General features: G+C 64.2%; 23 protein-coding genes and 1 riboswitch. Of the genes, 13 read left to right on the top strand and 10 right to left on the bottom strand.

Annotated features, from left to right (window positions below; all coding sequences use genetic code 11):
• Positions 1 to 152 precede the first annotated feature (152 nt).
• The 3 genes from NFI08_RS10635 to NFI08_RS10625 all read left to right on the top strand — a co-directional run bounded on the left by NFI08_RS10635 (position 153) and on the right by NFI08_RS10625 (position 3003).
• The gene (locus tag NFI08_RS10635; protein WP_222515337.1) at positions 153 to 623 is read left to right on the top strand and encodes a tripartite tricarboxylate transporter TctB family protein; all 471 of its coding nucleotides are present in this window, start codon (positions 153 to 155) and stop codon (positions 621 to 623) included.
• A complete protein-coding gene (locus tag NFI08_RS10630; RefSeq protein WP_231498536.1) occupies positions 623 to 2140 on the top strand; it encodes a tripartite tricarboxylate transporter permease in 1518 nt (505 codons plus the stop codon). Before NFI08_RS10635 ends, NFI08_RS10630 begins: the two co-directional genes overlap by 1 nt.
• 167 nt (positions 2141 to 2307) lie before the next feature.
• Positions 2308 to 3003 (top strand): FadR/GntR family transcriptional regulator, encoded by a 696-nt coding sequence (locus tag NFI08_RS10625; protein ID WP_108131721.1) that lies wholly within the window; start codon positions 2308 to 2310, stop codon positions 3001 to 3003.
• Positions 3004 to 3161: 158 nt separating this feature from the next.
• Here NFI08_RS10625 and NFI08_RS10620 read toward each other — a convergent pair whose 3' ends face one another.
• The 5 genes from NFI08_RS10620 to NFI08_RS10600 form a co-directional block, all read right to left on the bottom strand.
• On the bottom strand, positions 3162 to 3443 hold the full coding sequence (locus NFI08_RS10620) for a DUF2442 domain-containing protein (RefSeq protein WP_286985187.1): 282 nt from the start codon (positions 3441 to 3443) through the stop codon (positions 3162 to 3164).
• Between the two features lie 10 nt (positions 3444 to 3453).
• Entirely contained in the window at positions 3454 to 3720 is a 267-nt protein-coding gene (locus NFI08_RS10615; RefSeq protein ID WP_108449899.1) for a DUF4160 domain-containing protein, read from the bottom strand.
• Positions 3721 to 4175: 455 nt separating this feature from the next.
• A complete protein-coding gene (locus NFI08_RS10610; RefSeq protein WP_045994123.1) occupies positions 4176 to 6134 on the bottom strand; it encodes a tripartite tricarboxylate transporter permease in 1959 nt (652 codons plus the stop codon).
• A gap of 101 nt (positions 6135 to 6235) precedes the next feature.
• On the bottom strand, positions 6236 to 7363 hold the full coding sequence (locus tag NFI08_RS10605; RefSeq protein ID WP_045994124.1) for a Bug family tripartite tricarboxylate transporter substrate binding protein: 1128 nt from the start codon (positions 7361 to 7363) through the stop codon (positions 6236 to 6238).
• 127 nt (positions 7364 to 7490) lie between these two features.
• Positions 7491 to 8624, bottom strand: a complete 1134-nt coding sequence (locus NFI08_RS10600; protein WP_045994125.1) for a 4-oxalomesaconate tautomerase — start codon at positions 8622 to 8624, stop codon at positions 7491 to 7493.
• Between the two features lie 150 nt (positions 8625 to 8774).
• On the opposite strand from NFI08_RS10600, the gene NFI08_RS10595 reads away from it, so the two are divergent.
• The 7 genes from NFI08_RS10595 to NFI08_RS10565 all read left to right on the top strand — a co-directional run bounded on the left by NFI08_RS10595 (position 8775) and on the right by NFI08_RS10565 (position 15620).
• Complete coding sequence (locus NFI08_RS10595) at positions 8775 to 9674, top strand: LysR family transcriptional regulator (protein WP_045994126.1); 900 nt, start codon at positions 8775 to 8777, stop codon at positions 9672 to 9674.
• A 98-nt stretch (positions 9675 to 9772) separates the two neighbouring features.
• A complete protein-coding gene (locus tag NFI08_RS10590; RefSeq protein ID WP_349589230.1) occupies positions 9773 to 10261 on the top strand; it encodes a cupredoxin domain-containing protein in 489 nt (162 codons plus the stop codon).
• Between the two features lie 50 nt (positions 10262 to 10311).
• Positions 10312 to 11007, top strand: a complete 696-nt coding sequence (locus NFI08_RS10585) for a response regulator transcription factor (RefSeq protein WP_240184300.1) — start codon at positions 10312 to 10314, stop codon at positions 11005 to 11007.
• Positions 10994 to 12343, top strand: coding sequence for an ATP-binding protein (locus tag NFI08_RS10580; RefSeq protein WP_239452590.1), 1350 nt, complete (start codon positions 10994 to 10996; stop codon positions 12341 to 12343). Before NFI08_RS10585 ends, NFI08_RS10580 begins: the two co-directional genes overlap by 14 nt.
• Before the next feature lie 68 nt (positions 12344 to 12411).
• The gene (locus tag NFI08_RS10575; protein ID WP_108449901.1) at positions 12412 to 14292 is read left to right on the top strand and encodes a copper resistance system multicopper oxidase; all 1881 of its coding nucleotides are present in this window, start codon (positions 12412 to 12414) and stop codon (positions 14290 to 14292) included.
• A 13-nt stretch (positions 14293 to 14305) separates the two neighbouring features.
• Positions 14306 to 15076, top strand: a complete 771-nt coding sequence (locus NFI08_RS10570; RefSeq protein WP_108449902.1) for a copper resistance protein B — start codon at positions 14306 to 14308, stop codon at positions 15074 to 15076.
• Between the two features lie 133 nt (positions 15077 to 15209).
• The gene (locus tag NFI08_RS10565; RefSeq protein WP_124802262.1) at positions 15210 to 15620 is read left to right on the top strand and encodes a hypothetical protein; all 411 of its coding nucleotides are present in this window, start codon (positions 15210 to 15212) and stop codon (positions 15618 to 15620) included.
• Positions 15621 to 15705: 85 nt separating this feature from the next.
• Here the strand turns inward: NFI08_RS10565 and NFI08_RS10560 are convergent, their stop codons facing one another.
• From NFI08_RS10560 to NFI08_RS10540, 5 genes are all read right to left on the bottom strand, one after another.
• Entirely contained in the window at positions 15706 to 16485 is a 780-nt protein-coding gene (locus tag NFI08_RS10560; protein WP_205254735.1) for a glutaredoxin family protein, read from the bottom strand.
• A gap of 151 nt (positions 16486 to 16636) precedes the next feature.
• Positions 16637 to 17467 (bottom strand): SDR family oxidoreductase, encoded by an 831-nt coding sequence (locus tag NFI08_RS10555; protein WP_108449903.1) that lies wholly within the window; start codon positions 17465 to 17467, stop codon positions 16637 to 16639.
• Positions 17455 to 18225 (bottom strand): iron-containing redox enzyme family protein, encoded by a 771-nt coding sequence (locus NFI08_RS10550; protein WP_108131729.1) that lies wholly within the window; start codon positions 18223 to 18225, stop codon positions 17455 to 17457. Before NFI08_RS10550 ends, NFI08_RS10555 begins: the two co-directional genes overlap by 13 nt.
• Positions 18222 to 19856: an AMP-binding protein gene (locus NFI08_RS10545; RefSeq protein WP_162816534.1), complete on the bottom strand. Its 1635-nt coding sequence runs from the start codon at positions 19854 to 19856 to the stop codon at positions 18222 to 18224. Before NFI08_RS10545 ends, NFI08_RS10550 begins: the two co-directional genes overlap by 4 nt.
• Entirely contained in the window at positions 19849 to 20592 is a 744-nt protein-coding gene (locus tag NFI08_RS10540; protein WP_349589221.1) for a thermostable hemolysin, read from the bottom strand. The genes NFI08_RS10545 and NFI08_RS10540 overlap by 8 nt, the downstream gene beginning before the upstream one ends.
• A 164-nt stretch (positions 20593 to 20756) precedes the next feature.
• Between NFI08_RS10540 and NFI08_RS10535 the strand changes: the two genes are divergently transcribed.
• From NFI08_RS10535 to NFI08_RS10525, 3 genes are all read left to right on the top strand, one after another.
• Entirely contained in the window at positions 20757 to 21431 is a 675-nt protein-coding gene (locus NFI08_RS10535) for an SOS response-associated peptidase (protein WP_108449906.1), read from the top strand.
• Between the two features lie 98 nt (positions 21432 to 21529).
• A riboswitch (TPP riboswitch) is annotated at positions 21530 to 21628 on the top strand.
• Positions 21629 to 21675: 47 nt separating this feature from the next.
• Positions 21676 to 22485, top strand: coding sequence for a 3-oxoacyl-ACP reductase (locus NFI08_RS10530; RefSeq protein WP_349589218.1), 810 nt, complete (start codon positions 21676 to 21678; stop codon positions 22483 to 22485).
• Entirely contained in the window at positions 22485 to 23774 is a 1290-nt protein-coding gene (locus NFI08_RS10525; protein WP_349589215.1) for an LLM class flavin-dependent oxidoreductase, read from the top strand. Before NFI08_RS10530 ends, NFI08_RS10525 begins: the two co-directional genes overlap by 1 nt.
• Positions 23775 to 23840: the final 66 nt, after the last annotated feature.

Genomic DNA, 23840 nt, shown 5'->3' with positions numbered 1-23840 from the left:
TGAAGGCCCAGTAACCGAGGGCCCAGTGACAGATCGCTCGGTGACAGAAAGCTCACCGAGCGGTCGGCTGGCACAGTCTGCAATACACCCGATTGAGCGCCGCATCGGCGGCGCACTGACAAAGGTGCGGTAACGCCCGGGAGATCGTCATCATGCGTACCAGTGACGCGGTATCGGGAACCATGGCGGCGGCCCTCGGGGCCGCCCTCATCGTCGCTTCCGCGGACTTGAGTCCGCTGCCGCGCCAGGTCTATGGCGCCGGCACCTTCCCCAAGGTGGTGGGGGCCCTGCTGCTGTTGATGGGAGGGCTATTGGTGCTCAAGGGCCTGCGCCAACGCCAGCCCTGGGCGCGCTGGACCTCTAAGGTATCCGGCCGAGCGTTTGTGCTGGCGCTGGCGGCGGTGGTCGCCAGTGTCATCGCCTACGTGGTGCTCACGCCGCTGCTGGGTTTTCCGATCGTTGCGGTGGCGCTTCTGACGCTGTTGTTTCGCGCCTATCACCGTCGTGGTTGGGGGCGTGCGCTGTTGATCGCGGTGATTGCCACGACCGTGATCTGGATGCTGTTCGCACAGCTTCTGCACGTGCCGCTGGAGGCAGGACTGCTTGAACGGGTGCTCTACTGATGAATGAATTGATGCAAGCCGCTGCCATGGTGCTCGACGGCGAGGTGCTTTTGGTGATTGTCGCCGCCTCGTTGTTCGGACTCTTCATGGGGGCTATCCCTGGTCTCACCGCCACCATGGCAACCGCCTTGCTGGTGCCGGTGACCTTTTTCATGGAGCCGCTGCCGGCCATCGCCGCCATCGTCTCCGCCACCGCCATGGCGATCGTCGCCGGTGACATTCCCGGTGCCTTGCTGCGCATGCCGGGGACGCCCGCGTCGGCGGTCTACGCCGACGAAGCCTACCTGATGGGCAAGAAGGGCAAGCTTGGCCTGGCGCTTGGTATCAACGTCACCTGCTCGATGCTCGGTGGCATCATCGGGGTCGCGGTGCTGGCGCTGTTTGCCCCGCGGATCGCCGAATTTGCGCTGCAGTTCACCAGCGACGAGTACTTCTGGCTGGCGCTGCTGGGGCTGTCCTGCGCGATCCTGGTCGCCGGCGGTGATCCGCTCAAGGGCGCCATCTCGATGCTGATCGGCTTGTCGCTGGCGATGATCGGCATGGACAGTGTGTCCGGCCAGATGCGCTTCACCATGGGCAGCTATGACCTGCTCGCGGGGATCTCGTTGCTGCCGGTGCTGATCGGCCTGTTCGCCATTACCGAGCTGCTGCGCAGCCTGCCCAACGCCGGGCAGCGCGCCTCCAGGGTGGAAACGCCCAAGGGCAAGCTGCTCGACGGCGTGGCCCGTACCACCTGGCGCTACAAGGGCGGCGTCGCCCGTGGCGGGCTGCTCGGCACCATGATCGGTGCACTGCCGGGCGCCGGCGCCGACATCGCCTCCTGGATCAGCTACGCCATCAGTCGCAAGCTGTCGCGGGAGCCGCAGAAGTACGGCACCGGCCATCCGGAAGGGCTGGTCTCGGCCAGCGCCGCCAACAACGCGGCCCTGTCCGGCGCCTATATCCCGGCCCTGGTGTTCGGCATTCCGGGTGATACCGTCACCGCCATCATCATCGGTGTGCTGACCACCAAGGGCATCACCCCGGGCCCCGACGTCTTCACCGAGCAGGGGGCTCTGGTCAACGCCATCTTCATGGTGTTCGTGCTGGCCAACCTGTTGCTGCTGCCGCTGGGGCTGATGGCGATCAAGGGCGCCGGCAGGCTGCTGGCCGTGCCCACTGGCGTTCTCTACCCATTGATCCTGATGTTTTGTATCGTGGGGGCCTTCTCCGCCAACAACAGCATGTTCGATGTCTGGGTGATGCTCGGCCTGGGGCTGGTCGGCGTATTCCTGATGGAGAACGATTTCCCGCTGGGTCCGCTGATTCTGGCCTTTATTCTCGGCCCGATCATCGAGAGCAATTTCATGCGCTCGATCCTCAAGTCAGACGGCGACCTGATGGCCTTCGTCGACCGGCCCATCGCCATGGTGCTGGCGGGGCTGGCGATCCTGACCTGGACCCTGATCATCGCCAACGGCGTGTGGAAGGGCCGCAAGGCCGGCAAGGGCGGCGGAGTCACCACCGAGGCATCCTGACCAGCGAGTAGTGGTGATCCGCCCGGACAGGGCAGGAAGAGGTGAGAGGCGCCCTGTGTGGCCTAAAGGCCCAATGCGGGGCGCCTTTTGCAGTGGTAAAAGGGAGGTGGCGCCTGATGGTACAAGCCAGGCGGCTTCCAGGGAACAGAGAACCGGAGCAGGGCAAGATGGCACAAGACGAAAAATTTTCACTGGCTTCGGCGGTCTACGAGAAGATTCTGGAAGCGATCATCGAGGGCCAGTATCCGGTCAACAAGAAGCTGCCGACCGAAGCGCAACTGTGCCAGCGCTACGAAGTGTCCCGGCCGGTGCTGCGTGATGCCCTGGCGCGCCTCAAGGAAGACGAACTGGTGGTGTCCCGGCGGGGCTCCGGCAGTTTCGTGATCCGTCAGCCCGACAGTGCGGTGCTCAAGTTCGCCCCGATCTCGAGCATCGCCGATATCCAGCGCTGCTTCGAGTTTCGTACCAACGTCGAGGCGCGGGCGGCGCACCTGGCGGCGTTGCGACGCACCCAGGACCAGCTCGACCAGATCCGTCGCTGCTACGACATCATCGATGAGGCCAACGCCCGCCACGATCTGGCCACCGACGAGGACTATCGCTTCCACCTGGCGATCACCGAGGCGGCCAGCAACCACTACTACATCACCGTGCTGAAGTCGCTCAACGAGAGCATCAAGGAAGGCATGAACCTGACCCGGGGGCTGTCACTGATGGCCTCTCAGGAGCGCTTGAAGCTGGTCCAGGATGAGCACCTGGCGATCGTCGAGGCGATCAGCGACAAGGATGGCGAGCGCGCCGAAGCCGCCATGCGGGCTCATATCGACAACGCCCGGCATCGCATGTTCGAGGGGAGCCAATAAGGGCGCGGGGGACTGCTGACGTGCCTGAGCGCGGCCCTCCAGGATATTTTTCAAGTGGATCGCTGAGTGGCTCGGGACTCGGAAGAATGGAAGGTATTCCCGAGCGAGTGTTCTTTATCTGCGCTTGGACAGTCCAGCTGTCTGGCCTGGTGGCGTGCTTAGCTGTGTGTGCCCTGTTCTTCGCTTGCCTCTCCATGTGGCACGTCAGTACGCTGGCTTTTGGCATAGACAAACTCTGGGTCAAGATCGATTCCTGATTCCCATTCGATGGTGTCAAATGATACCCGAACGCGATCAAATGCCTTGCGATCCTTTAGCTTCTGAAACACTCCAAAATCCAGGTAGGGTTTCATATCCAGGACGCCATTCTCTCCGTTGTCAAAATGGATCGAGAGGCGATAGTCGTCAATCGGTGTAACCTTTTTCACAGATGGGTACATGATTTCCCCCTCACTGTAATGGCTGGATCTTGAAGGGTTCTTCGCCGTTCATGACCAGTCGCCAGTCTGCCATCAATTCGTCCTGATGAAGCTCGGCCCATGCCAGGACAAGCTTGGTTTGCTTCCTTGGCAGATCTCCTTGAATAATCTCACATGTACGGATATTGATCGTTCCCTTGTGTTCGCCGTAGTAGACATGAAAGTGCGGCGGCGGGTGCTCTTTTGGAGCATAGTACATCCGAATGATGATGCCATAAAACATTGAAATTGTAGGCATTCAACCTCTCCTGCCCGAGCATGCTGGTGCTGCTCTCGTGGCAATGGCGTGCAAGAGGCCTGACAGGAAGTAGTGTGAATAGCAGTTCCGAGCTCAGGCGACCTATTGTGAAGCTAGCCGGGGCGCGGTGGTCATGTCCAGATGGCACGCCCGACTCCAATCGTATCCACCAGGCGGCTGACAGTCAGTCGTTTTCCTAAGGCTCGTTGCCGCCAGAGGGGATCTTGCCGACGCTGGTGAATCTCGAGGTGGCTCAGGCCAAGTTCGTGGCACTCGCTGTGATCGGTCACCCGGCCAGCGAGCGACCCCCGTCGACGATGCTCGTCGACCTCGATGGTGTTCCCCTCACGCACGTCTTTACAGGATAAGCCCCGCCGAGGCGGGGCTTATCTCTTTACAACGGTGTACAGCGGTGGCTTTCGTACTCGCAGGGCTGCTGCGGGTCGCTGCGGGGGTCAGTAGAACAGCAGCGGGTCGAGGATGCCCTGGGGATAGGTCAGGGTCAGAAACTCTGCCATGGCCAGCAGGAATGCCAGTACCCCCAGCGCCATCAGCACCGCGACCCAGGGCTTGAGCTTGGCGATGGCCAGCAGGAACACCAGGGTGAACAGAGTGGCCGTGGTGATGAAGCCCAGCGTCAGCATGGCGGCGACGAGGGCAAAGAAGCCGACCAGCCAGATGGCTTCTCGGGCGAAGGTCTGACGCTCCCAGCGGGGGCGACGTACCACGCTGCGGACGATCTCGGCCAGGCAGGCGAGGGCCATGATGGCAATCGCGAGCCGTGGCATGATGCCGCCGATCAGTGACAACTCCGAGACGTTGACCCAGGCGCTGGCCGCCAGCGCCAGCAGGGCTCCCAGCAGCACGATATCGATGATCCCCAGACGATGGGATTCAGCGTCGGGCTTTGGCTCGGTGGCCGCGGCGCCCACCGACATCGGCTGACGCCGCTTCTTGATCTGCTTGCCGATCACCGGAATGAACATGGCGGCAAGAATCATGGCGCCGATGATCAGCACGCCGGGGCGCAGGAAGGCGTCGGTGCCCTGGAACTGGACCGCCTGGTAGAAGTAGGCCTCGGCGCCCGGTGCCAGCACAAAACCGATCAGGAAGGCCGGACGTGACCAGTTGGCCTGCTTGAACAGCACGCCCAGCACGCCGATGGCACCCAGTGCGAGCAGATCGCCGGTGGCGCGGGTGGCCTGGAAGGCGGCGAACATGATCAGCACCGTGATCAGTGGCGCCAGGGTGGCAAAGGGCACCCGGGTCAGGTTGGCCACGGGCCGGGCCAGGATCAGGCATAGCGCGGCGCCGAGGATATTGGCGAGGGCCAGCGACCAGATGATGGTGTAGGTCAGGTCCAGATGGGTCTCGATCATGCCGACCCCCGGCTGCAGGCCGAGCAGCAGCAGGCCGCCCAGGAACACCGCCGCAGTGCCTGAACCGGGCACCCCGAACAGCAAGGTCGGCACCATCGCGCCACAGGCGCAGGCGTTGTTGGCCGACTCCGGGGCGATGACGCCGCGAATATCCCCCTTGCCGAACTCGGAGCTGTCCTTGGCCGATTGCACCGCATGGCCGTAGGTCAGCCAGTCCACCACCGAGCCAGCGAGCCCCGGAATGGTGCCGACCAGGCTGCCGATGGCGGCGCAGCGTGCGACCAGCCCGCGCTGCTGGCCGACGTCCTGGATACCGCGACGCCAGCCTTCGCCCAGGCGGCAGGGCTTCTCGGCGATGGCGCCTCGCTTGACCAGCAGATCGATGATCTCCGGCAGGGCGAAGATGCCGAGGCCGACGACCACCAGCGGCAGGCCATCGAACAGGTAGTCGATGTCGAGGTTCAGACGAAATTCTCCGGTGGCCGGTGCCATGCCGATACCCCCCACCAGCAGACCCAGGCCACAGGCGGCCAGACCCTTGAACAGGTCGGCTCCCGACAGCACCGCCACCATGGAAAGCCCGAGCAGGGTCAGCATGAACAGTTCCGATGACGAGAACGACAGCACCAGCGGTCTTGCGATCAGGATAAAGCCGGTCAGTACCACGGCACCGATCAGGCCGCCGATCATCGATGACAGAAAGGCGCTGGACAGGGCCCGTGCGGCCTGGCCTTTCTTGGCCAGGGAGAAACCGTCGATGACGGTGGCCTGTGACGCGCTGGAGCCGGGAATGCCCAGCAGCACGGAGGCGAAGGTGTCGCCGGTGGGGATGACCGCCACCAGGCCCATCAGCATGCCGAGTGCGACCGTGGGCTCCATGCCGTAGAGAAAGGGCAGCAGCAGCGACATGCCGGCGATGCCGCCGAGGCCTGGAATGATGCCGACGACCAGGCCGACCAGCACCCCCAGCGTCATGAACAGCAGATGGGACAGGGTAAACAGCTGTCCCAGGCTGGAAAGAAGGATATCAAGCATGGCGTGTGGCTCTCGAGTTGTTGGTGACGCCCGAGGGCGTCTTGTTGAAGTCGTTGAGCCAGGAAGCGCCGGCCGTCGCGGCCGGCGCTTCCCGAACGGTGTCAGATCCTGGCGTTGTGCTTCTCCTCGAGCCACTTGGCCAGCCACTCACGGGTCGCCTCATCGATCGACATGGCGTCTTCCAGGTGGCGCTGGATGACGTCACCGATGACCGGGGTATAGGGACCGAGCTGGGCCTCTGCGTCCTGCTTGAACTCATCGGTGGCGACGAACTCGCGGGCTGCGTCACGGTAGGCGTCGACCAGCTCCTGAGGGGTGTCCCTGGGCACCATGATCAGCTTCTGCAGGGCGAAGCCAGAGGCGAAGAACTTACGAAACGCCTCATAGGCAGGCCCGGAGGGTGCCTCGCCGTGACGCGCCTGGTAGACCTCGTTGAAGGTCGGCAGGTCGGGGAAGGCCGGGTCGCGAACAATCTTGCCGTCGTCGTCGAGCAGGCCCAGCGAGAACAACGGCACTGCCTTGCCGGACTCGACCAGCGGGGTGACGTTGCTCAGGTAGGCCGAGCTGGTCTGGAAATCGATGTCCGCTTCGCCGCGTTCGAAGGCCAGTCGTCCCTCGCCGCGGCTGCGCATGCCGAACACCGCCTGGACGTCCGCTCCGAGCAGGTCGAGGGCGATCAGCACGGGCAGCTCGAGACCGGTGGGGTTCTGGGCGGCCAGCTTGACCGGCTGGCTGAGCAGGGCATCGATCGCCGCGTCGGCGGTGTCGCCAAGGCTCGGCTGGCCATAGACCACCCCGCCGGTGGGGGTTGCCAGGATCGGCGTCCATTCGCTGTAGTCATAGCGTACGCGGCGATCATCCAGCATCGCCGGGTACTGGGTGGAGGCCGAGGTGCCGAGCCAGTTTGAACCGTCGGCCTTGGCGCGCATGGCGAACAGGTTGGCGCCATTGATCGAGCCGCCTCCCGGGACGTTGTCGATCATGATGGTCGGCTCGCCGGGGATATAGTCGCTGAGCCAGGGCGAAAAGAAGCGCGCCCACACATCGGTGCCGCCGCCGACGCCGAACGGCACGGTCCACTTGATATTGGCGGGTACCTCGACATCTGCGGCCTGGGCATTGCCGGCGAGGCTGGCGCCTGCGATGGCGATGCCGAGTGCCGCGGCCCTGGTAACGCGGGACAAGGCGAGGCGTGATGCGGTGAACGAGGAAGGTTTACGGGTCATCATGGCGTGTCTCCTGACGGTCGTTGTGACGATTATTATGTCGGTTGGGGAGGTGGTGATTGTTATGGCGGTTGTGGTTGTCGGGCGCGGCGGCGCTCGGCGCAGCCGGCAGCGTCCTTGTCGGTGCAGATCAGTCCGGGCCGGGGCGGCTGGAAGGCGTGCCGGGCAGAGTAGGGTCGGGCAGGGCATAGAACAGGGTGCCGCTCATGATCTTTCTGGCGGTGCGGATCAATGAGGCCCGGGCGATATCGCCGGGGTCGCCGTCGCGGTGCTCCACCTGGAGGTCGATGAACCCTGACGGGTGCTCCAGGCTGACGGCCGCCTTGAGGTCACCGGCCTTGAGCTGCCCTGCATCGATGGCGATGCGATTGGCGACGGTGCCAGGGACGCTGACGGCGCTCGCCACAGCGATGGCACCGGTGACAGCGATCGCCTTGTGACAGCGATGGGGGACAAAGTAGCGGGTGCACAGGGTGCGCTCGGCATCCTCGGCGGGCGAGGCCAGTACGGGCTTCGGTAGCACGCTGTCGCTGACGTCACCAAGCCCCATCAGCTCTCCTGCATGACGACGGATCCTCTCCAGACGCTTGAGCAGGTCGCTGTCGGCGTCCAGCTCGAGCGGCGTCTCGCGGCCACTCAGTCCAAGCTCTCGCGCGTCGATCATGATGATCGGGGTGGCCGCATCCAGGCAGGATACGGTGACACCGTCGATGGTGTCGGCGGCCTGGCCGGTCGGGAGTAGTCCCGACGTCTTGGTTCCGACGATGTCGAGAAAGCTCAGTTGAATGGCGGCGGAACTGCCGGGGACACCGCTGATGCGAGTGTCGCCGTCGTAGCGGACCTGGCCGGCGTCGGTGGGTACGTGGCACTCGATCAGTCGCTGGGTGTTGAGGTTGCGTACCCGCACCAGGGTGTAGTCCGGTTGCGGCTCCACCAGGCCGGACTCGATGGCGTAGGGGCCGACGGCAGACAGCATGTTGCCGCAGTTGGGGTTGAAGTCGACACGGCGGTTGAGCACGTCCACCTGGGCGAACAGGTAGTCCACGTCGGCGTCCGGGTGGCTGGAGCGCTCGACGATGGCCACCTTGCTGGTCAGCGGGTCGCCGCCGCCGATCCCGTCGATCTGCAGGGCGTGGCCGGAGCCCATCAGGCTGATCAGGATTTCCGCCCTGGCGGGCTCGTCGTCGGGGAGGTCGCTCATGCGCAGGAAGGGCCCGCGGGAGGTGCCGCCGCGCATGATCATGCAGGGGATGCTGTTCATCATCGTGATGCCACGCCGTTGTTGGAGGTCGTGGTATCAGCTTGTCAGGCGTCTATTGATGCTTCAAATGCAAAGTTTGGCGTCTATCAATGCGAAATGAGGATTAATGCGCTATGGTTATTAGTCCAAAAGCCTTCATGCAAGAGTGACCCGATGCAGCACCGTCTTGAATTTCTCGATCTGCAGGCCTTCATCCAGGTCGCGGAGCTGGGCTCCTTCCATGAGGCGGCTCAGCGCCTGCACCTGTCGCAGCCTGCGCTGTCACGGCGAATCCAGAAGCTCGAAGAGTTGCTGGAGGTGGGCCTGCTCGAGCGCACCACCCGGCGTACCCGGCTGACGCCGATAGGCGCCGACTTTCTGCCTCGGGCGCGACGGATGATCGAAGAGTACGAGTCCTCGATCCTCGGTATCCGCGAGCTGGCCACCCACCAGACCGGCACCGTGACCATCGCCTGCCTGCCGACCGCTGCCTTCTACTTTCTGCCAAGCGTGATCAGGGGGTTCAGCGAGGCCTGGCCGGGCATCCGTATTCGTATTCTGGATGTCAGCGCCAACGAGGGTCTCGAGAAGGTCATCAGCGGCGAGGCCGACTTCGGCATCAACATGTTCAGCGCCCAGCGGCCCGAGGTGTCTTTCACCCAGTTGATGAGAGACCCCTTCGTCTTGGCGCTGCGCTCCGATCACCCGCTGGCGGCCAGGGAGCAGATCGAGTGGTCAGACCTCGAGCAGGTGCGGCTGATCACCGTCAGTCGCGACAGCGGCAATCGCACCCTGCTGGACAATGCGCTGTCCGCCGAGGGCATCCACCTCAACAGCTTCTACGAAGTACAGCATCTGTCGACCTCGCTGGGGCTGGTGGAGTCGGGCCTGGGAGTGGCGATTCTGCCGCGCATGACCATGCCGGGCCCGGATCACGAGATCCTGTGTTCGCGGGAGCTGCCGGAGCCACGCATCCAGCGCACCATCGGCCTGGTACGCAGCAACGTGCACAGTATCTCGGGCACCGCCCAGCTGTTTATCGATCTGCTGCTGGAACAGTGGAAGCATTCGTAGGCGCAGCGAACCGCATAGCCATCTATCGCCGATTCAGTATGGATTCAGGTTCTTGCGCTACAAACAGAGGGACACACCCAAAACGGAAGGATGACGTCATGCGCAGCACACTGATGGTGGTCGCTCTTGGCCTATTGTCGACCCAGGCATTGGCAGGTCCCGGCCACGCTCAATCGGACGCCATGGACCCCGATCAGGCGGATCGCACCATCGCCGTCGAGGCCGGCGATATCTGGTTCGGCCCGGAAAGCTTGAGCGTTGCCCCCGGGGAGGTGGTGGCCTTCGAGGTCACCAACAGCGGTCAGCTCGAGCATGAGTTCGTGATCGGCTCCGCCGAGGCTCAGAACGAACACCGCAAGATGATGCGTGAGATGGCCTCGGGAGGAGGGCATGGCATGCAAGGTGACGGCCACGACATGAGTCAGATGCAAGGCGCCATGGACATGCCGGCGGTGACTCTGGCGCCGGGAGAGACCAGGACGCTTGTCTGGCAGGCGCCGGAGCAGGGGGCATCGCTGACCTTCGCCTGCAATGTACCCGGACATTTTGAAGCGGGCATGCATGGCACCCTGAGTGTGGGAGAATAGGCGGCAAGCCTGGGACGGGGCCACCCCGTCCGGCTCGAGTGAGGCGTGGCATGCCTGGGCCCGCTGGCAGGGAGATGATGGTGATGAAGCTGTTGCTGGTCGAGGACGATGACCTGCTCTGCGAGAGTCTGAAGGATACGCTGGATGATCATGGCTATCGCGTCGACGTTGCCGAGCGACTGAGCGTGGCAAAGGCGCTGTTGCACAGCGAAGAGTATGCACTGATGATCCTGGATATCGGCCTGCCCGATGGTTCGGGGCTCGACTGGCTCGAATTCCAGCGTGAACACGGCCTAGGCCTCCCGGTGCTGATCCTGACGGCTCGCGATGCCTGGCAGGACAAGGTGGACGGCCTTCGTCGGGGGGCTGATGACTACCTCACCAAGCCCTTTCACGAACAGGAACTGCTGGCGCGGATACAGGCGTTGCTGCGGCGGCGTACCGAATTGACGGCGCGGCTGATCGTCAATGGCATCCGCCTTGACGAGGAGCAGCGCCAGGTCAGTTGCGCGGGAGGCCCATGGCAGACGCTTACCGCCACCGAGTTCTGCCTGCTGCGCTACCTGATGCACCACCCTGACCGGGTGCACTCCAAGACGAAGCTGCTCGATCAGCTCTACGCCCTGGAGCAGGATGCCCCGGCGCCCAACCTGGTGGAGGTCTATATCGCGCGCCTGAGGCGTCTGCTGGGCAAGCATGTCATCCAGACCCGCCGAGGCCAGGGGTACGTGCTTGTTTCGCATTAGACGCAATAGTCTCCGTCTGCGCCTGCTGGTCAGCCTCGGGGCGGTGTCCCTGCTGGTCATGGGATTGACCTGGTTCATGCATGGCCTGCTGCTGCGCGAGACCGCGCGGGACTTTCTGGGTGACCGACTGCGTCAGGAGGCGGAGTATCGCCTGGCGCAACTGCGTCAAGCCGCAGACCCGGTACCGGCCCCCACCTTGCCCTCGAGCCTGTCGGCCGAGGTCTTTCATCATCTTTACGTGCTCAAGCGCGGCGAGATCGTCACCACCTCCCATCCGACCTGGTTGTCGGCGCTGACGCCCCATCTGGATGGGCCTGACAGGTCGCTGCTGGATGTGCACCTGGAGGGGCGTCACCTGCTGGTGTTGAGGCGAACCTTTACGGTGGACGGCAGGCCTGGGGTGCTGCTCATCGGAGAATCCTTCGACAGCGTCGAGGAAGGCCTTGCGGCACTGCACTGGTGGATTGGCGCCATCGCAGGTCTGGTGCTGCTGGCTCTTTCGCTGCTTAACGGGTTGGCGGTCAATGCCGCCCTGCGGCCACTGGATCTGTTGCAGCGCCAGCTGGCCGAGCTGCGAAGTGGTCAGCGACAGCGTCTCAGAATGAAGGTGCCGCAGGAGTTCCGCCCTCTGGTCTCGCAGCTTAATCGTCTGATGGACAGCCAGGAGCGCCGATTGGTGCGTTCGCGTAACGCCGTTGCAGACCTGTCCCATGCGCTCAAGACCCCTCTGACCGCGGTGATGCAGGCGCTGCGCAGCAAGCGTGAGCTTGATCAATCCCGCCGTGAGCGTCTGCTGGAGCGGTTGACGCTGATGCAGGAGTTGATGGAGTCCCACCTGCGTCAGGCGCGTCTGGCGGGCCCCGGTGGCGGCCAGCACACCCGGGTCAAGCGGGAACTCGACCAGCTTTTCGACATGTTTCGAAGCCTCTACCCCGACAAGCGCTTCGTCATGGCCCTCGGGGACGCCGAGGATGCCTGCATCGAGATGGAGCGACAGGACTTCCTGGAAATGATCGGCATCGTGCTCGACAACGCGGGCAAGTGGGCCAACCAGTCGGTGTGGCTCGCGCTGACGTTGGGGCGATGTCTAGAGCTGAAGATCCAGGATGATGGCCCCGGAGTGGCGGCGGAGTTGCTGCCGTTGTTGGGCCGGCGAGGGCAGAGGCTGGATGAAGGGCGGCCAGGCAACGGCATTGGCCTGTCGATTCTGCTTGAACTGGTCGAGCAGTACCGGGGAGAGGTCGGCTTTCGGGCGGCGCCCAGCGGTGGACTCGAGGTGACCATCCGCTTGCCGTTGGCGCTGGCGTCAACCTCCGAGAGAGAGGCCGTGCGTTAAGGATTCAGCTGGCTTTCAGCTTGGCGATGGAAGATGGCAGAAGTTCATCGCACAGGAAGACAGCACCCATGTCGACGACACTTCTGCCGCCACATCGGCTATCACGACGAGGATTCATCAAGGGAAGCGCGGCCCTGGGAATCGGCACCGCCGCCCTCGGTCTGGCGCCTGCCTGGGCCAACCCCTGGGGGCAGACCTCGAGTTACCCCAAGGGAGTGGAAAGCGGTCCGGATATCTCGCTGGCCATTCGTCGCCAGAGCGTGCCCATCGCTGGCCAGTCTGCACGGCCGATTACCCTCAACGGCACCAGCCCTGGCCCCCTGATCCGGCTCAAGGAAGGGCAGGACGTGACGCTGCGGGTGACCAATCTGCTGGACGAGCCCACCTCGATTCACTGGCACGGCATTCTCCTGCCGCCTGAGATGGATGGCGTCCCCGGCGTGAGCTTTGCCGGCATCATGCCGGGCGAAACCTTTACCTACCGCTTTCCCCTCCGTCAAAGCGGCACCTACTGGTACCACAGCCACTCAGGACTGCAGGAGCAGATTGGCCATGTGGGCCCCCTGGTCATCGACGCCGAACAGCGCGAACCCTTTCGCTATGACCGCGAGCACGTGCTGCTGCTGACCGACTGGAGTTTCGAGGACCCCTCGACCATCTTCCACAACCTGAAGACCGGGGAGGGGTACTACAACTTCCAGGAGCGCACCCTGGGAGACTTCATCGCCGATGTGGACCGTCAGGGGCTCGCCTCCACCTGGGAAGCGCGTGCCATGTGGGGCCGGATGCGCATGAGCTCCCGTGATATCGCCGATGTTACCGGCGCCACCTACACCTATCTGCTCAACGGTCATTCACCCGATGACAATTGGACTGCCCTGTTTCGCCCCGGCGAGACGCAGCGGCTACGTGTCATCAATGGCTCCGCCATGAGCTACTTCGACGTGCGGATTCCGGGGCTCGAAATGACGGTGGTGGCGGCCGACGGCCAGCCGGTTCGGCCCGTGCCCGTCGAGGAGTTCCGCATCGGGGTGGCGGAAACCTATGACGTTCTGGTGACGCCGAAAGACGATGTGGCCTACACCATCTTTGCCGAGTCCATGGACCGAAGCGGCTTTGCCAGGGGGACCCTGGCGCCGCGTATGGGGATGGTGGCGCCGCTGCCGGAACGCCGACGTATTGCCGATCGAGGAATGGAGGCCATGGGAGCCCACGAGGGCATGGATCACGGCTCGATGGCCGGTATGGATCACTCGAGCATGGCGGGCATGGATCACGGCTCGATGGCCGGTATGGATCACTCGAGCATGACGGGCATGGATCATGGCTCGATGGCCGGTATGGATCACTCGAACATGGGCGGCATGGATCATGGCTCGATGACCGGTATGGACCACTCGAGCATGGCGGGAATGGATCACGCTCAGATGGACAGTACGGAGAGCGCCACTGGTACAGCCATGCTACCGGTGGGCGTGGCGCAGCCTGGCTCCCGCCTCGATCAGCCTGGAATCGGCCTGGATGCCCGCGAGCGTCGTGTGCTGGTGTATCAGGACTTGAAGGCCATCGCGCCATGGCCTGACCGTCGTCCTCCTGGTCGCGAACTCGAGCTTCATCTGACCGGTAACATGGAACGCTACATGTGGTCCTTCGACGGCAAGAAATTCAGTGAGGTCTCGGGGCCGATCCACTTCGACAAGGGCGAGCGTCTGCGCCTCATCCTGGTCAATCGCACCATGATGGAGCACCCGATCCACCTGCACGGCATGTGGATGGAGCTGGAGAATGGTGCCGGCGAGCTGATTCCGCGCAAGCACACCCTGAACGTCAAGCCTGGCGAGCGCCTTTCTGCACTGATCACGGCGGATGCCGAGGGCAGCTGGGCGTTCCACTGCCACCTTCTTTATCACATGGACGCCGGCATGTTCCGCGTCGTCAAGGTTGCCTGAGGAGAGATGACGCATGGAAATTCGTGTGGGCCGTATTTGCCTGGCAGCGCTATCGGGCCTTGGGTTGTCGTCGCTGGCGCTGGCTGAGGATGGCTACGACGCGCCAGATCACTGGCCGTCGCCGATGCAGGAACATCTGCGTGGCTCGGTGCTGGTCGACCGTCTGGAATACGTCTGGCCGTCTGAAGACAGCGAGGCAGTAACCTGGGATTTTCAGGCCTGGTACGGAGGCGACGTTCATCGCGTCTACCTGAAGGGGGAAGGGGATAACACCCAAGGGGATGGCGAAGATGCGGAATTTGAATCACTGGATCTGCTGTATAGCCGACTGATCGCCGACTTCTGGGAGCTACAGGGAGGGCTTGGCTACCAGGGCGGGCTTGGCAGCGATGACCATCCCGAGCGCTATTTCGGCGTGATCAGTCTGCAGGGGCTGGCGCCCTACCGGTTGGAAACCGAGCTGGATCTTCGTGTCAGTGACGATGGTGACACCTCCTTGAGTCTGGAGCAGGAATATGATCTGCGACTGACCCAGCGGCTTTATCTGCAGCCTCGCCTGGAAATGGAAGTGGCGTTCGATGATGCCGAGGAGTTCGGTGTAGGGGAGGGATTCAATTCCTTGCGCACCGGCCTGCGCCTTCGCTATGAGCTACATCGCAAGTTCGCGCCCTATATCGGCGCCTATTGGCAGAAACTTTATGGTGATACTGCCGATATGGCGCGTGATGAAGGCGATCAAGTGGAGGACACCGCAGTGGTTGCCGGGCTGCGCGTCTGGTTTTGATGCCTCTGCGCCTACGGTTGCCATTCAGGCCGCTGGCGGGATCTGCTTCACTACGCCGTTTTTCAATGTTTCAGCGTAGATTAAGCCAGATGACACATCATGAAGGTGCCAACATTCAAAGGAGGTAATCGTTATGAAATTGTGGCAACACATGATGGGTGTAGCTGTCCTCGTGGGCGTTTCTCTACCGGTATGGGCTGCGCAGGGCCATTCGCAGGAAGCCGAAATCTTGCGGCAAGGTGTGTCTGCCACCCAACAGCTTCGTGGTGCACCCGTGCGTTACCGGTTGCCGATCGAAGAGGAAGGAATGATCGTCGTCAGCAGTGAACATCTTGCCAGCGACTCGAGTCAGTCGATGAGTATCGAGGGAAGGCTGTATTCCCCCGCGGGGCAGCTGGTGGCCAGCGACGCGGACAACAACGGCCACTTCCTGCTGGAGGAGCCTGTCACTCCCGGAAACTATGAGCTTGAAGTGCGAGGCAGTGTGCTTGGCAGCGCCAATGAAAACAGTGGTCGCTACAGTCTGCATGTCGGCTTCGAATAAACGTTGCATCGTGCCAGAGAAAACCCGCCAGGCAATACCTGGCGGGTTTTTGCTACGCGTCTGGAACGGCCAGATCAGGCGCGCTCTACATCAGAAGTGCCTTGGCCGGCATCCACAGGCCCATCAGCAGCATGATCAGGTTCTCGCTCAGGGAAACGAAGCCCAGGGGAACGTTGCTGTTGCCGCCGACGCAGGCGCACTTGAGTTCGCGCTTGTCGATGTAGACCGCCTTGAACACCGAAATGGCCCCCACGGTACCGATGAACAGGGCCACAGGCGCGGCGATCCAGATCAGGCTGCCTGCCAGCATCAGTATGCCGGCCAGTGTTTCGGCGTAGGGGTAGATGTAGCCGTAGCGTACATCGCGTTGGGCCAGCAGGTCGTAGTTCAGGAACATGGTGCTGAAGCTTTCCACGTCCTGCAGTTTCTGCAGGCCCAGCAGAACCATGGCCGAGGCGACGGCGAACTCGATGGTGCGCACTGAGACCAGCGACTGGCCGGACACCCAGCCCACCGCCAGGCCGATCAGCAGGGCCGTGGCGAAGATGGCGATGACAGGACGGTAGCTGACTTCCTTGTCGCCGGGCACGCTCATGCCGAGGTAGCGGCGCAGTTCCTCGTAGCCGCCGATGCGCTCGTCGCCGATGTACACCTGGGGTGTGGTGTCCACGTCGGCTTCCTGCTTGAAGCGGTCGATGGCTTCACGTGATGTCAGGGTGTGGTCGTCGACCTGGTAGCCCTTGCGCTTGAGCAGCGACAAGGTCTTGAGGCCGAAGGGGCAGAGGTGCTCCGCGGTCTTCATACGATAGAGGCGGGCAGTGCTGGATGAGGCCCGCTGCGCCGGGCTTGCTGTGTTCGTGCTCATTTCCTCTCCCTGTGGTGGTTGAGAAAAGCCCAGACAGGCCAGGGTGGTGGCCCCTGAAGCTTCCGTCACTACTATGCAAGTTCGAGCATCTTCACCACAGACTAAAACCCTTGTGCAGCACAAGGGTCAAGGCGATAAGGACGTCTGCTGGTCAGTCCTGGACAACCTGCGCAGGGGGATCCAGTTGGCGGGATATATCGGCTCGGGACCGGGCGATAGCGCGATCGACGAGCGTGGGGGTGATGGCGTTGATCAGCGCGAACAGGCGCTCCTTGCCGCCGAGGACGGCGCGACGCTGGCCTCTTGTCAGCTGCTTGATGATGGCATCTGCCACGCGCTCGGGGCTGTCCACGGTATTGCCCAGGGCCTCGTTCATGGCCTCGGCGTCGGGGCCGTTCATGGCGGTCCGGGTGGCGCGGGGGGCCAGGTACTGCACCTGGACCGAGGTGTCTTCGAGTTCCCGGGACAGCGCTTCGGCGAAGCCCTTGAGGCCGGCCTTGCTGGCGCAGTAGGCGACATAGCCCGGGTGGCCGATATGCCCCAGCAGTGAGCCCACGAACAGCAGGTTAGCGCTGGGTTGGCCGAGAAACAAAGGCAGCAGGGCCTGGGTCAGCAGCAGGGTCGAGCTCAGATTGGTATCGAGCACCCGGATGACGTCGTCTGGCGAGGTTTCGCGAAACCAGCCGAGATGATTGATGCCGGCCAGGTGGACCAGCGTCGAAGGGCGCTGCTCGGGTGCTGCCTGACTTAGCTGGTCGAGTAGCCGCTGGCGGCCCATCGCGGTGGTCAGATCGACGCCAGCGACGAGGGTGTGTCTCGAGGCAGCCTTGCCAAGCTCGCCCGCCAGGGCGCTGAGCTTGCCCTCATCACGCCCTGCCAGCCACAGGCTGGCGCCTTCGGCGTCAAGCCGCTTCACCAGCGCCGAGCCGATGCCGCCAGTGGCGCCGGTCACCAGAATCCTGCGCTCGCTCAGTGATGGCATGAGTTTGCCTCCAGCGCTTCGTCCGTCCAGTGCTCGGCGTCTCGCAGGGCGGCGTCATGGACCGCGCCATAGAGGCGATAGAAGGCGCGGGCCGAATGGACGATCTGGGCCTGCTCCTCGGTGTCGGTGATGGTGTCCATCAGTTCGGCGAAGAAGGCCATATGGGAGATGTCCAGTTCGCCGTGGGAAAACAGGTAGTGGAAGGCGTCATCGGTCAGGCCCAGACTATCGCGGATGGCCCTGCCGGCGGCGCTGGCCGCCGAGGTGCTGGTACCCTCGAGCACCAGTACCATGCCGAACATGGCCAGCGGATGGCGCCGTCTGATGCTGTCGTAGGCGTAGGACACCATCCATTCCGTCTCGAACAGCGGTGGGCGTGAACGCGCGTGGTGCCGATCGACGCCGGTGGACTCGAGGTCATCGAGTATCCAATGTTCGTGGCCCTTTTCCTCGTCGATGTACTCGGCGATGGCCATGCGCAGGTTGTCGCGCAGCACGAAGTTCGGAGCGGACAACTCGGCGCCGCAGGCCATCATCAGTGAGACGGTGTGACGCACATGGTGATAGGCCTGGGCGAGAAAGGCGCGATATTCGGGCAGCGTGATCTTGCCGCCCTGGGCGCGCCCGATCAGTTCCCCTCCCATCAAGGCTTGGCGTTCGTCTTCGGTGGCAGCGAGCAGGTGGCGGTAGAAACCGTCGGGCTTGCCGTTGTCGACAGGTGGCGAGGTGACGATCGGGGTATCGGTCAGCGTGTTCATGGGGGTGGGGGTTCCTGTGGGTATGAAGGGAGGCCGTCGGCGGCGGAGGAAAGCGCTGCTGACACCTGCTCATGGCCGGGGAAGGTTCTGGCGACAAGCCGCTCGATGTCGCAGCGACGGCGGAGCTGAATGCTGGCCCGGCGCAGGCGTCCGTTGGCGGTCAGTTCGTTGCTGGCGATCGAAAGCGGCTCGGCGACGCCTGGCAGTTGCCGCATCAACGACTGCCAGCCGCGGACCCTGGCGTAGTCGGGCAGGCGCTGATTGAGCGCGGTGATGTGGGCTTCCAGGCGGGGGGGCTGGATAGCGGCTGAAGGACTAAGGAGCGCCAGCACCCCCGGCAAGCCTTCGCCGAAGACGAAGGCACGATCGATACCGTCGATGAGCTCGAGCTCCGCCTCGAGCCACTCGGGACAGAGATTGCGTCCGTTCGACAGGATGATGACGTTGCGCTGACGCCCGTCCAGGCGCCAATGACCGTCCGCCAGGCGGTGACCGAGATCTCCGCTGGGCCAGGGCATCTCGGGTGACGGAACCTGATGATCGGACGCCAGATAGCCCAGCATGCGACGACCGTGGACCAGCAGTTGCCCCTGCTCATCGGTGCTTAGGCGCAATCCCTTGAGGGGGCACCCGACACGGCCATCCTGGGGCTCGTCCGGGCGGCTTAGACAGACCACCGAGCCCATCTCGGACATGCCGTAGCCTTGGGCGACAGGGAGTCCCAACTGGGTTGCCTGTTCGAGCAGGCGGCGGGGCACCTGGCCCCCGCCCACGGCGACTAGCGACAACACCTGTTGCCAACCGTTTGCCGCAGAATGATGTGAGGCCAGGTGAGTTAGCGCCTTGAGCAGCGCCGGTACCAGAATCAGGCTGTCGGGTCGGCGCTTGGCCAGCCAGCGTTGCCACTGGTCGGGGTCTAGCGTACCGCTGCCATGGAGCCCGGCAAGATCGGGCGTATCGATAACGATCGCGGCTCCCCGCCAGAGCGCGAAGAGTGCGCCGGCCAGATGTTCGAGCAGCACCGCCATGGGCAGCACCACGCCGTGACGATGGAGGGGAACACCTGCAAGGCGCTGTTCCAGCCCTTCGATGACCGACTCGAGATGAGGCCCGGACAGGCAGACCCCCTTGGGGGTGCCGGTGGTACCGGAGGTAAAGGTGATCAGTCGCGTTCCGTCCGGCAGTGGTGCGGGTGTCGAGGGGCGCCGGAACAAGGCGATGGACAGGCCGGCCGGAGCGTCGAGTGGCTGGCGCTTGAAGTCGTTTGCGCAGTCGGAGGGCAGCCAGGCGTCCAGCGGGCTGTCCTGCGCGATCAGAAGCCCGTCCAGCCCGGTGGTATCGAGCAGGTGGTTGAGCTGTTGTTCGCTGAAAAATGCAGGTATCGGGGTGATCGGCAGGCCAGCCCGCCAGGCAGCGAGCTGGGCGACCAGCCAGCCAGGAGAGTTGTGACCCAGCAGGCCCAGGTGGGAAACGCCCGACTGCTCGAGTTGGTGCGCGACAGCGTCGGTGGCGGCCTCCAGTTGCCGGGCGGTAAGTCGGATGTCGGCGCCATCCGGGGATTGCCCGATCAGGCTCTCCGCATCCGGCGACAGCCTCGCCCTTTGGCGCAGGCGCTGGTGTAGCCTATCCATGGGGCATGTCCCCGGCCGCGGAGCAGGCGTGGACATGGGGTAGCCCCGGTACGGGATCTGCCGCCTCCGGGGCAAGCTGTGCTGCGCCGGCGAGAAGCAAAGCGCCGAGCGGGGTGGCGCGCATGCTGTTGGACACCTCGAGGGGGCGAATCACCACGACCCTGGGGTCCCGCTCGTAATACCGTCCCCAGTCCACAGGGTTGTCCAGGCAGTGGCGATGGGCGCGATCGATCGTGTGCATCTCGATGCCGAGCCGGGCGAGGCCGTTGCGCACGTCCCTGGACGCGGTCACCACCAGCCAGTCGATACCCAGTCGCTCGAGCACCACCACCAGCGACAGCATCAGCCGTCGGCCGGCGCCTGGCGATGCGCTGGCCAGGGCGCCGACCTCCATGACCTGGTGGCGCGGCGGCGCAAGGTCGCAGAGGCCACGAGTGGCGAGCACCATCTCGACAGGTGCCTCGAGGTAGTGTTCCACCATGAGAGGGCCTTCATCGGCACGCCTGAGCCCCGTGGTGGCGACCAGCGCGCCATGGGGGTCTCGCAGTGTCAGCAAGCGCTGGTAGGGGTTGCTGATGGAGGCATTGTGATGGAGACGATAGACGTCGGAGATGAAGGCGTTTGCCTCACCCAGCCGCTCCGGGGACGCCCAGCACAGGCCGGAGGGCATGTTCGGCTCGGGAGCATCCGTGTGGGCTGTCGTCTTCGAGGCCGATGCTGCGATTGCCGGGGCCATGTCATCGCGTCCTTGAAAGAGGAGTTGATGGCAAGGCTAGGCTGCCTAGCTTAGCGAAAACTTAACGTTCGCAGATGACTAACCTGTAGCGCGCACAGGTGGCCTGAGTGGACGCAAGAGATGGTGCTAGGCTGATCCTGCAGGGTCCGGTAAAGGAGGTATCCATGTGCGGCCGTTTCGCCTGTTACACACCTTTTGCTCAGCTGGCGGCGCTGATGCGCTTGCCGGTGGCGCCGCGCCTGCCCGAGCAGGAGCCGCCACCTCGCTACAATGTCGCGCCGGGCACCTGGATCACCTCGCTCGCCATGGACGGGGAGGGCGTACCTTCCTTTACCTCGATGTGGTGGGGCTATCGACCCCACTGGGCCCAGGCCGGGGCGCCGGAGCCGATCAACGCCACCGTGGAGAAGGTCGCCACCTCGCGCTATTTTCGTGGGGCCTTTGCTCGCCATCGCTGCCTGGTGCCGGCGGACGGCTGGTACGAGTGGCTGCCGGGCGAGGCCGGCAAGCAGCCCTATTTTTTATGTCGTGAAGATCGCGCGCCGCTGTGGCTGGCGGCAATCTTCAGTGAAAGGGCCGACGGCAGGCCGGGCCTTGCCATCCTTACCGAACCCGCCCGGGGCTGCGCGAGTCAGGTGCACGCTCGGATGCCGCTGGCGCTGGACGACGGCAGCCTTGAACCCTGGCTCGATCCTGCCCTGAGTGATCGCGACGTCATGCGCCAGACGGTGCGGCATCTACCCGCTGGCGCCTTCGAGGCATGGCCGGTCTCGACCAGGGTCAATCGGGCGGGAGAGGAAGGAAGTGACTTGATGCAAGCCGTCCAGGCACCGGGCTGACCGTCGGATCTGAAGCGCCCATCTGCATGCCCTGGCTGCGGTGATGTTCCAGGTGCTGCGCGGCTTGTCCGCCCCGCGCCGATGGGCTAAGGTCGAAGGCGCATGGCACGGGGTGTCCCGCACGATAGCGGGGCTGAGAAACACCCGTCGAACCTGATCCAGTTCATACCGGCGAAGGGATGTCAGCGCAGTCGTCAGTCCAGGGGTCGGCGTGCGTTCCTCGCCTCGACCAAGGACCCGCCAGATGACCCTTTCCGACGCCTCACGCGCTACCTCCGCAAGCCCGCCCGCGCTTCCTATTTCCCGCCAGCTGGTCGTCGTCACCGGCGCCGGACGTGGCCTCGGTGTCAGCCTGGCGCGCAGCTTCCTCGAGCAGGGCGCGCGGGTGGTGGTCAACTATCGACGCAGCGAAGAGGGCGCCAACGCGCTGGTAGCCGACTATCCCGAGCAAGCCTTGGCAGTGGCCGCCGACGTCTGTGATCGCAGCGCCGTCGATGCCATGTTCGCGCGTGCCCGCGAGCACTTCGGTGCGCCGGTCACCACCTTGATCAACAATGCGCTGCCGGACTTCGCCTTCAACGGCGACGCCCGCCCCGGTCCCGACGAGCTGACCTGGGAGCACCTCGATCATCAGCTTCAGGGCGTCGCCCGGGGGGCGCTGAACACGGTGCAGGCGGCGCTTGCCGGCATGCGTGAGGCCGGCTTTGGTCGCATCGTCAATATCGGTACCAACCTGTTCCAGAACCCGGTTGTGCCCTACCACGACTACACCGCCGCCAAGGCGGCGCTGCTGTCGCTGACGCGCACCCTGGCCCACGATCTGGGCCCGGACAGCATCACCGTGAACATGATCTCCGGGGGCCTGTTGCGCACCACCGATGCCTCCCGCGCCACGCCGGAGGCGGTGTTCGACCTGATCGCCGCCAGCACACCGCTGCGACGGGTGACCACGCCGCAAGAGTTTGCCGACGCTGCGCTACTGTTCGCCTCGCCCTGGTCGCGAGCGGTCACCGGCCAGAACCTGGTGGTCGACGGCGGACTGGTGAAGGACTGATGGCCAGCATGCACCTCAATCTGTTCATCATGGGCTGTGGCCACCACAAGGCGGCCTGGCGTCATCCCCGTTCCAGCGTCGAGCGCCTGGCCGATATCCGCTACTACGAGGAACTGGCGCGGCTCGCCGAGCGGGGTCGCTTCGATGCGGTGTTCTTCGCCGATGGTCACGCCGCGGGCAACGTCGCCGACGGTCCGCTGTGGACCCTGGAGCCCCTGACCATGCTGGCGGCCATGGCGCGGGCCACCGAACACATCGGGCTGATCTCGACCGTCTCCAGCACCTTCTATACGCCGTTTCACGCTGCGCGCATGCTGGCCTCGCTGGACCATATCTCCGGCGGACGCCTGGGCTGGAACCTGGTGACCTCGATGTTCGACAGCGAGGCGCGCAATCATGGGCTCGAGGCCATGCCGAGCCACGCCGAGCGCTATGCCCGGGCGGAGGAATTCGCCAATACCGTGCTGGCGCTGTGGGACTCCTGGTGTGACGACGCCCTGGTGAGGGATCGCCAGGGCGATTACGTCGACGCCAGCCGGGTCAGACCCGTTCACCATCACGGCGAGCACTTTCTGGTGGATGGCCCGCTGACGGTGCCGCGTCCGCCCCAGGGCCACCCGGTGCTGTTCCAGGCCGGCGCCTCGGATCAGGGCCGTGACCTGGCCGCGCGCTACGCCGAGGCCATCTACGCGGTGGCCTACGATCTGCCCTCCGCCCAGGCCTACTACAGCGATCTTCAGGCCAGGGTAAAGGCCGCCGGCAGACCGAAGGTCGCGATCATGCCGGGGCTCGTCACCTACGTCGGCTCCACCGAAGAGGAGGCCAGACGCAAGCAGAGGGAGCTCGACGAACTGTTGCCGGTGGACAGCTCCCGGCGCCAGTTGAGTCAGTTCATCGGTCAGGACGTGGGCGACTGGGAATTGGATGCCCCAGTACCCGAGCTGCCGCCACTGGAGGCCTTCAGCGGGCCCAAGGGGCGCTACGCCACGATTCTCCGGATCATCGAGAGCGAACGACCGACGCTGCGCCAGTTGCTGGGACGGCTCGCCGCCGGTGGCGGCCACTGCACCATGGTCGGCACCCCGGAGCGTATCGCCGACGAGATGCAGCGCTGGGTCGAGCAGGGCGGGGCGGACGGCTTCAACCTGATGCCGCCGTCGCTGCCGGACAGCATCGAGGACGTGGTCGAACAAGTGGTACCGGAACTGCAGCGCCGCGGGCTGTTTCGACGCGAGTACCAGGGCCGCACCCTGCGCGACCACCTGGGGCTGGCGCGTCCCGGGCGCTGATGAGCCGGAACTGCCAGGGCCCTTGATCGCCAGGCCTGGAAACGACAACAGCGGGACGCGTCAGCA

Origin of the sequence: Halomonas sp. EF61 (assembly GCF_040147045.1) — a bacterium.
Classification (GTDB): Bacteria; Pseudomonadota; Gammaproteobacteria; order Pseudomonadales; family Halomonadaceae; genus Halomonas; species Halomonas litopenaei.
Note: the sequence above shows the minus strand (reverse complement) of the source record. Positions and strands in the feature narration are given on the sequence as shown.

Coding starts and splice junctions, on each gene's coding strand:
- NFI08_RS10535 (WP_108449906.1), top strand. CDS start 20,757: ATGTGCGGCCGTTTCGCCTGTTACACACCTTTTGCTCAGCTGGCGGCG.
- NFI08_RS10595 (WP_045994126.1), top strand. CDS start 8,775: ATGCAGCACCGTCTTGAATTTCTCGATCTGCAGGCCTTCATCCAGGTC.
- NFI08_RS10615 (WP_108449899.1), bottom strand. CDS start 3,720: ATGCCTACAATTTCAATGTTTTATGGCATCATCATTCGGATGTACTAT.
- NFI08_RS10530 (WP_349589218.1), top strand. CDS start 21,676: ATGACCCTTTCCGACGCCTCACGCGCTACCTCCGCAAGCCCGCCCGCG.
- NFI08_RS10630 (WP_231498536.1), top strand. CDS start 623: ATGAATGAATTGATGCAAGCCGCTGCCATGGTGCTCGACGGCGAGGTG.
- NFI08_RS10610 (WP_045994123.1), bottom strand. CDS start 6,134: ATGCTTGATATCCTTCTTTCCAGCCTGGGACAGCTGTTTACCCTGTCC.
- NFI08_RS10625 (WP_108131721.1), top strand. CDS start 2,308: ATGGCACAAGACGAAAAATTTTCACTGGCTTCGGCGGTCTACGAGAAG.
- NFI08_RS10605 (WP_045994124.1), bottom strand. CDS start 7,363: ATGATGACCCGTAAACCTTCCTCGTTCACCGCATCACGCCTCGCCTTG.
- NFI08_RS10540 (WP_349589221.1), bottom strand. CDS start 20,592: ATGGCCCCGGCAATCGCAGCATCGGCCTCGAAGACGACAGCCCACACG.
- NFI08_RS10555 (WP_108449903.1), bottom strand. CDS start 17,467: ATGCCATCACTGAGCGAGCGCAGGATTCTGGTGACCGGCGCCACTGGC.
- NFI08_RS10560 (WP_205254735.1), bottom strand. CDS start 16,485: ATGAGCACGAACACAGCAAGCCCGGCGCAGCGGGCCTCATCCAGCACT.
- NFI08_RS10575 (WP_108449901.1), top strand. CDS start 12,412: ATGTCGACGACACTTCTGCCGCCACATCGGCTATCACGACGAGGATTC.
- NFI08_RS10590 (WP_349589230.1), top strand. CDS start 9,773: ATGCGCAGCACACTGATGGTGGTCGCTCTTGGCCTATTGTCGACCCAG.
- NFI08_RS10550 (WP_108131729.1), bottom strand. CDS start 18,225: ATGAACACGCTGACCGATACCCCGATCGTCACCTCGCCACCTGTCGAC.
- NFI08_RS10545 (WP_162816534.1), bottom strand. CDS start 19,856: ATGGATAGGCTACACCAGCGCCTGCGCCAAAGGGCGAGGCTGTCGCCG.
- NFI08_RS10570 (WP_108449902.1), top strand. CDS start 14,306: ATGGAAATTCGTGTGGGCCGTATTTGCCTGGCAGCGCTATCGGGCCTT.
- NFI08_RS10600 (WP_045994125.1), bottom strand. CDS start 8,624: ATGATGAACAGCATCCCCTGCATGATCATGCGCGGCGGCACCTCCCGC.
- NFI08_RS10635 (WP_222515337.1), top strand. CDS start 153: ATGCGTACCAGTGACGCGGTATCGGGAACCATGGCGGCGGCCCTCGGG.
- NFI08_RS10620 (WP_286985187.1), bottom strand. CDS start 3,443: ATGTACCCATCTGTGAAAAAGGTTACACCGATTGACGACTATCGCCTC.
- NFI08_RS10585 (WP_240184300.1), top strand. CDS start 10,312: ATGCCTGGGCCCGCTGGCAGGGAGATGATGGTGATGAAGCTGTTGCTG.
- NFI08_RS10565 (WP_124802262.1), top strand. CDS start 15,210: ATGAAATTGTGGCAACACATGATGGGTGTAGCTGTCCTCGTGGGCGTT.
- NFI08_RS10525 (WP_349589215.1), top strand. CDS start 22,485: ATGGCCAGCATGCACCTCAATCTGTTCATCATGGGCTGTGGCCACCAC.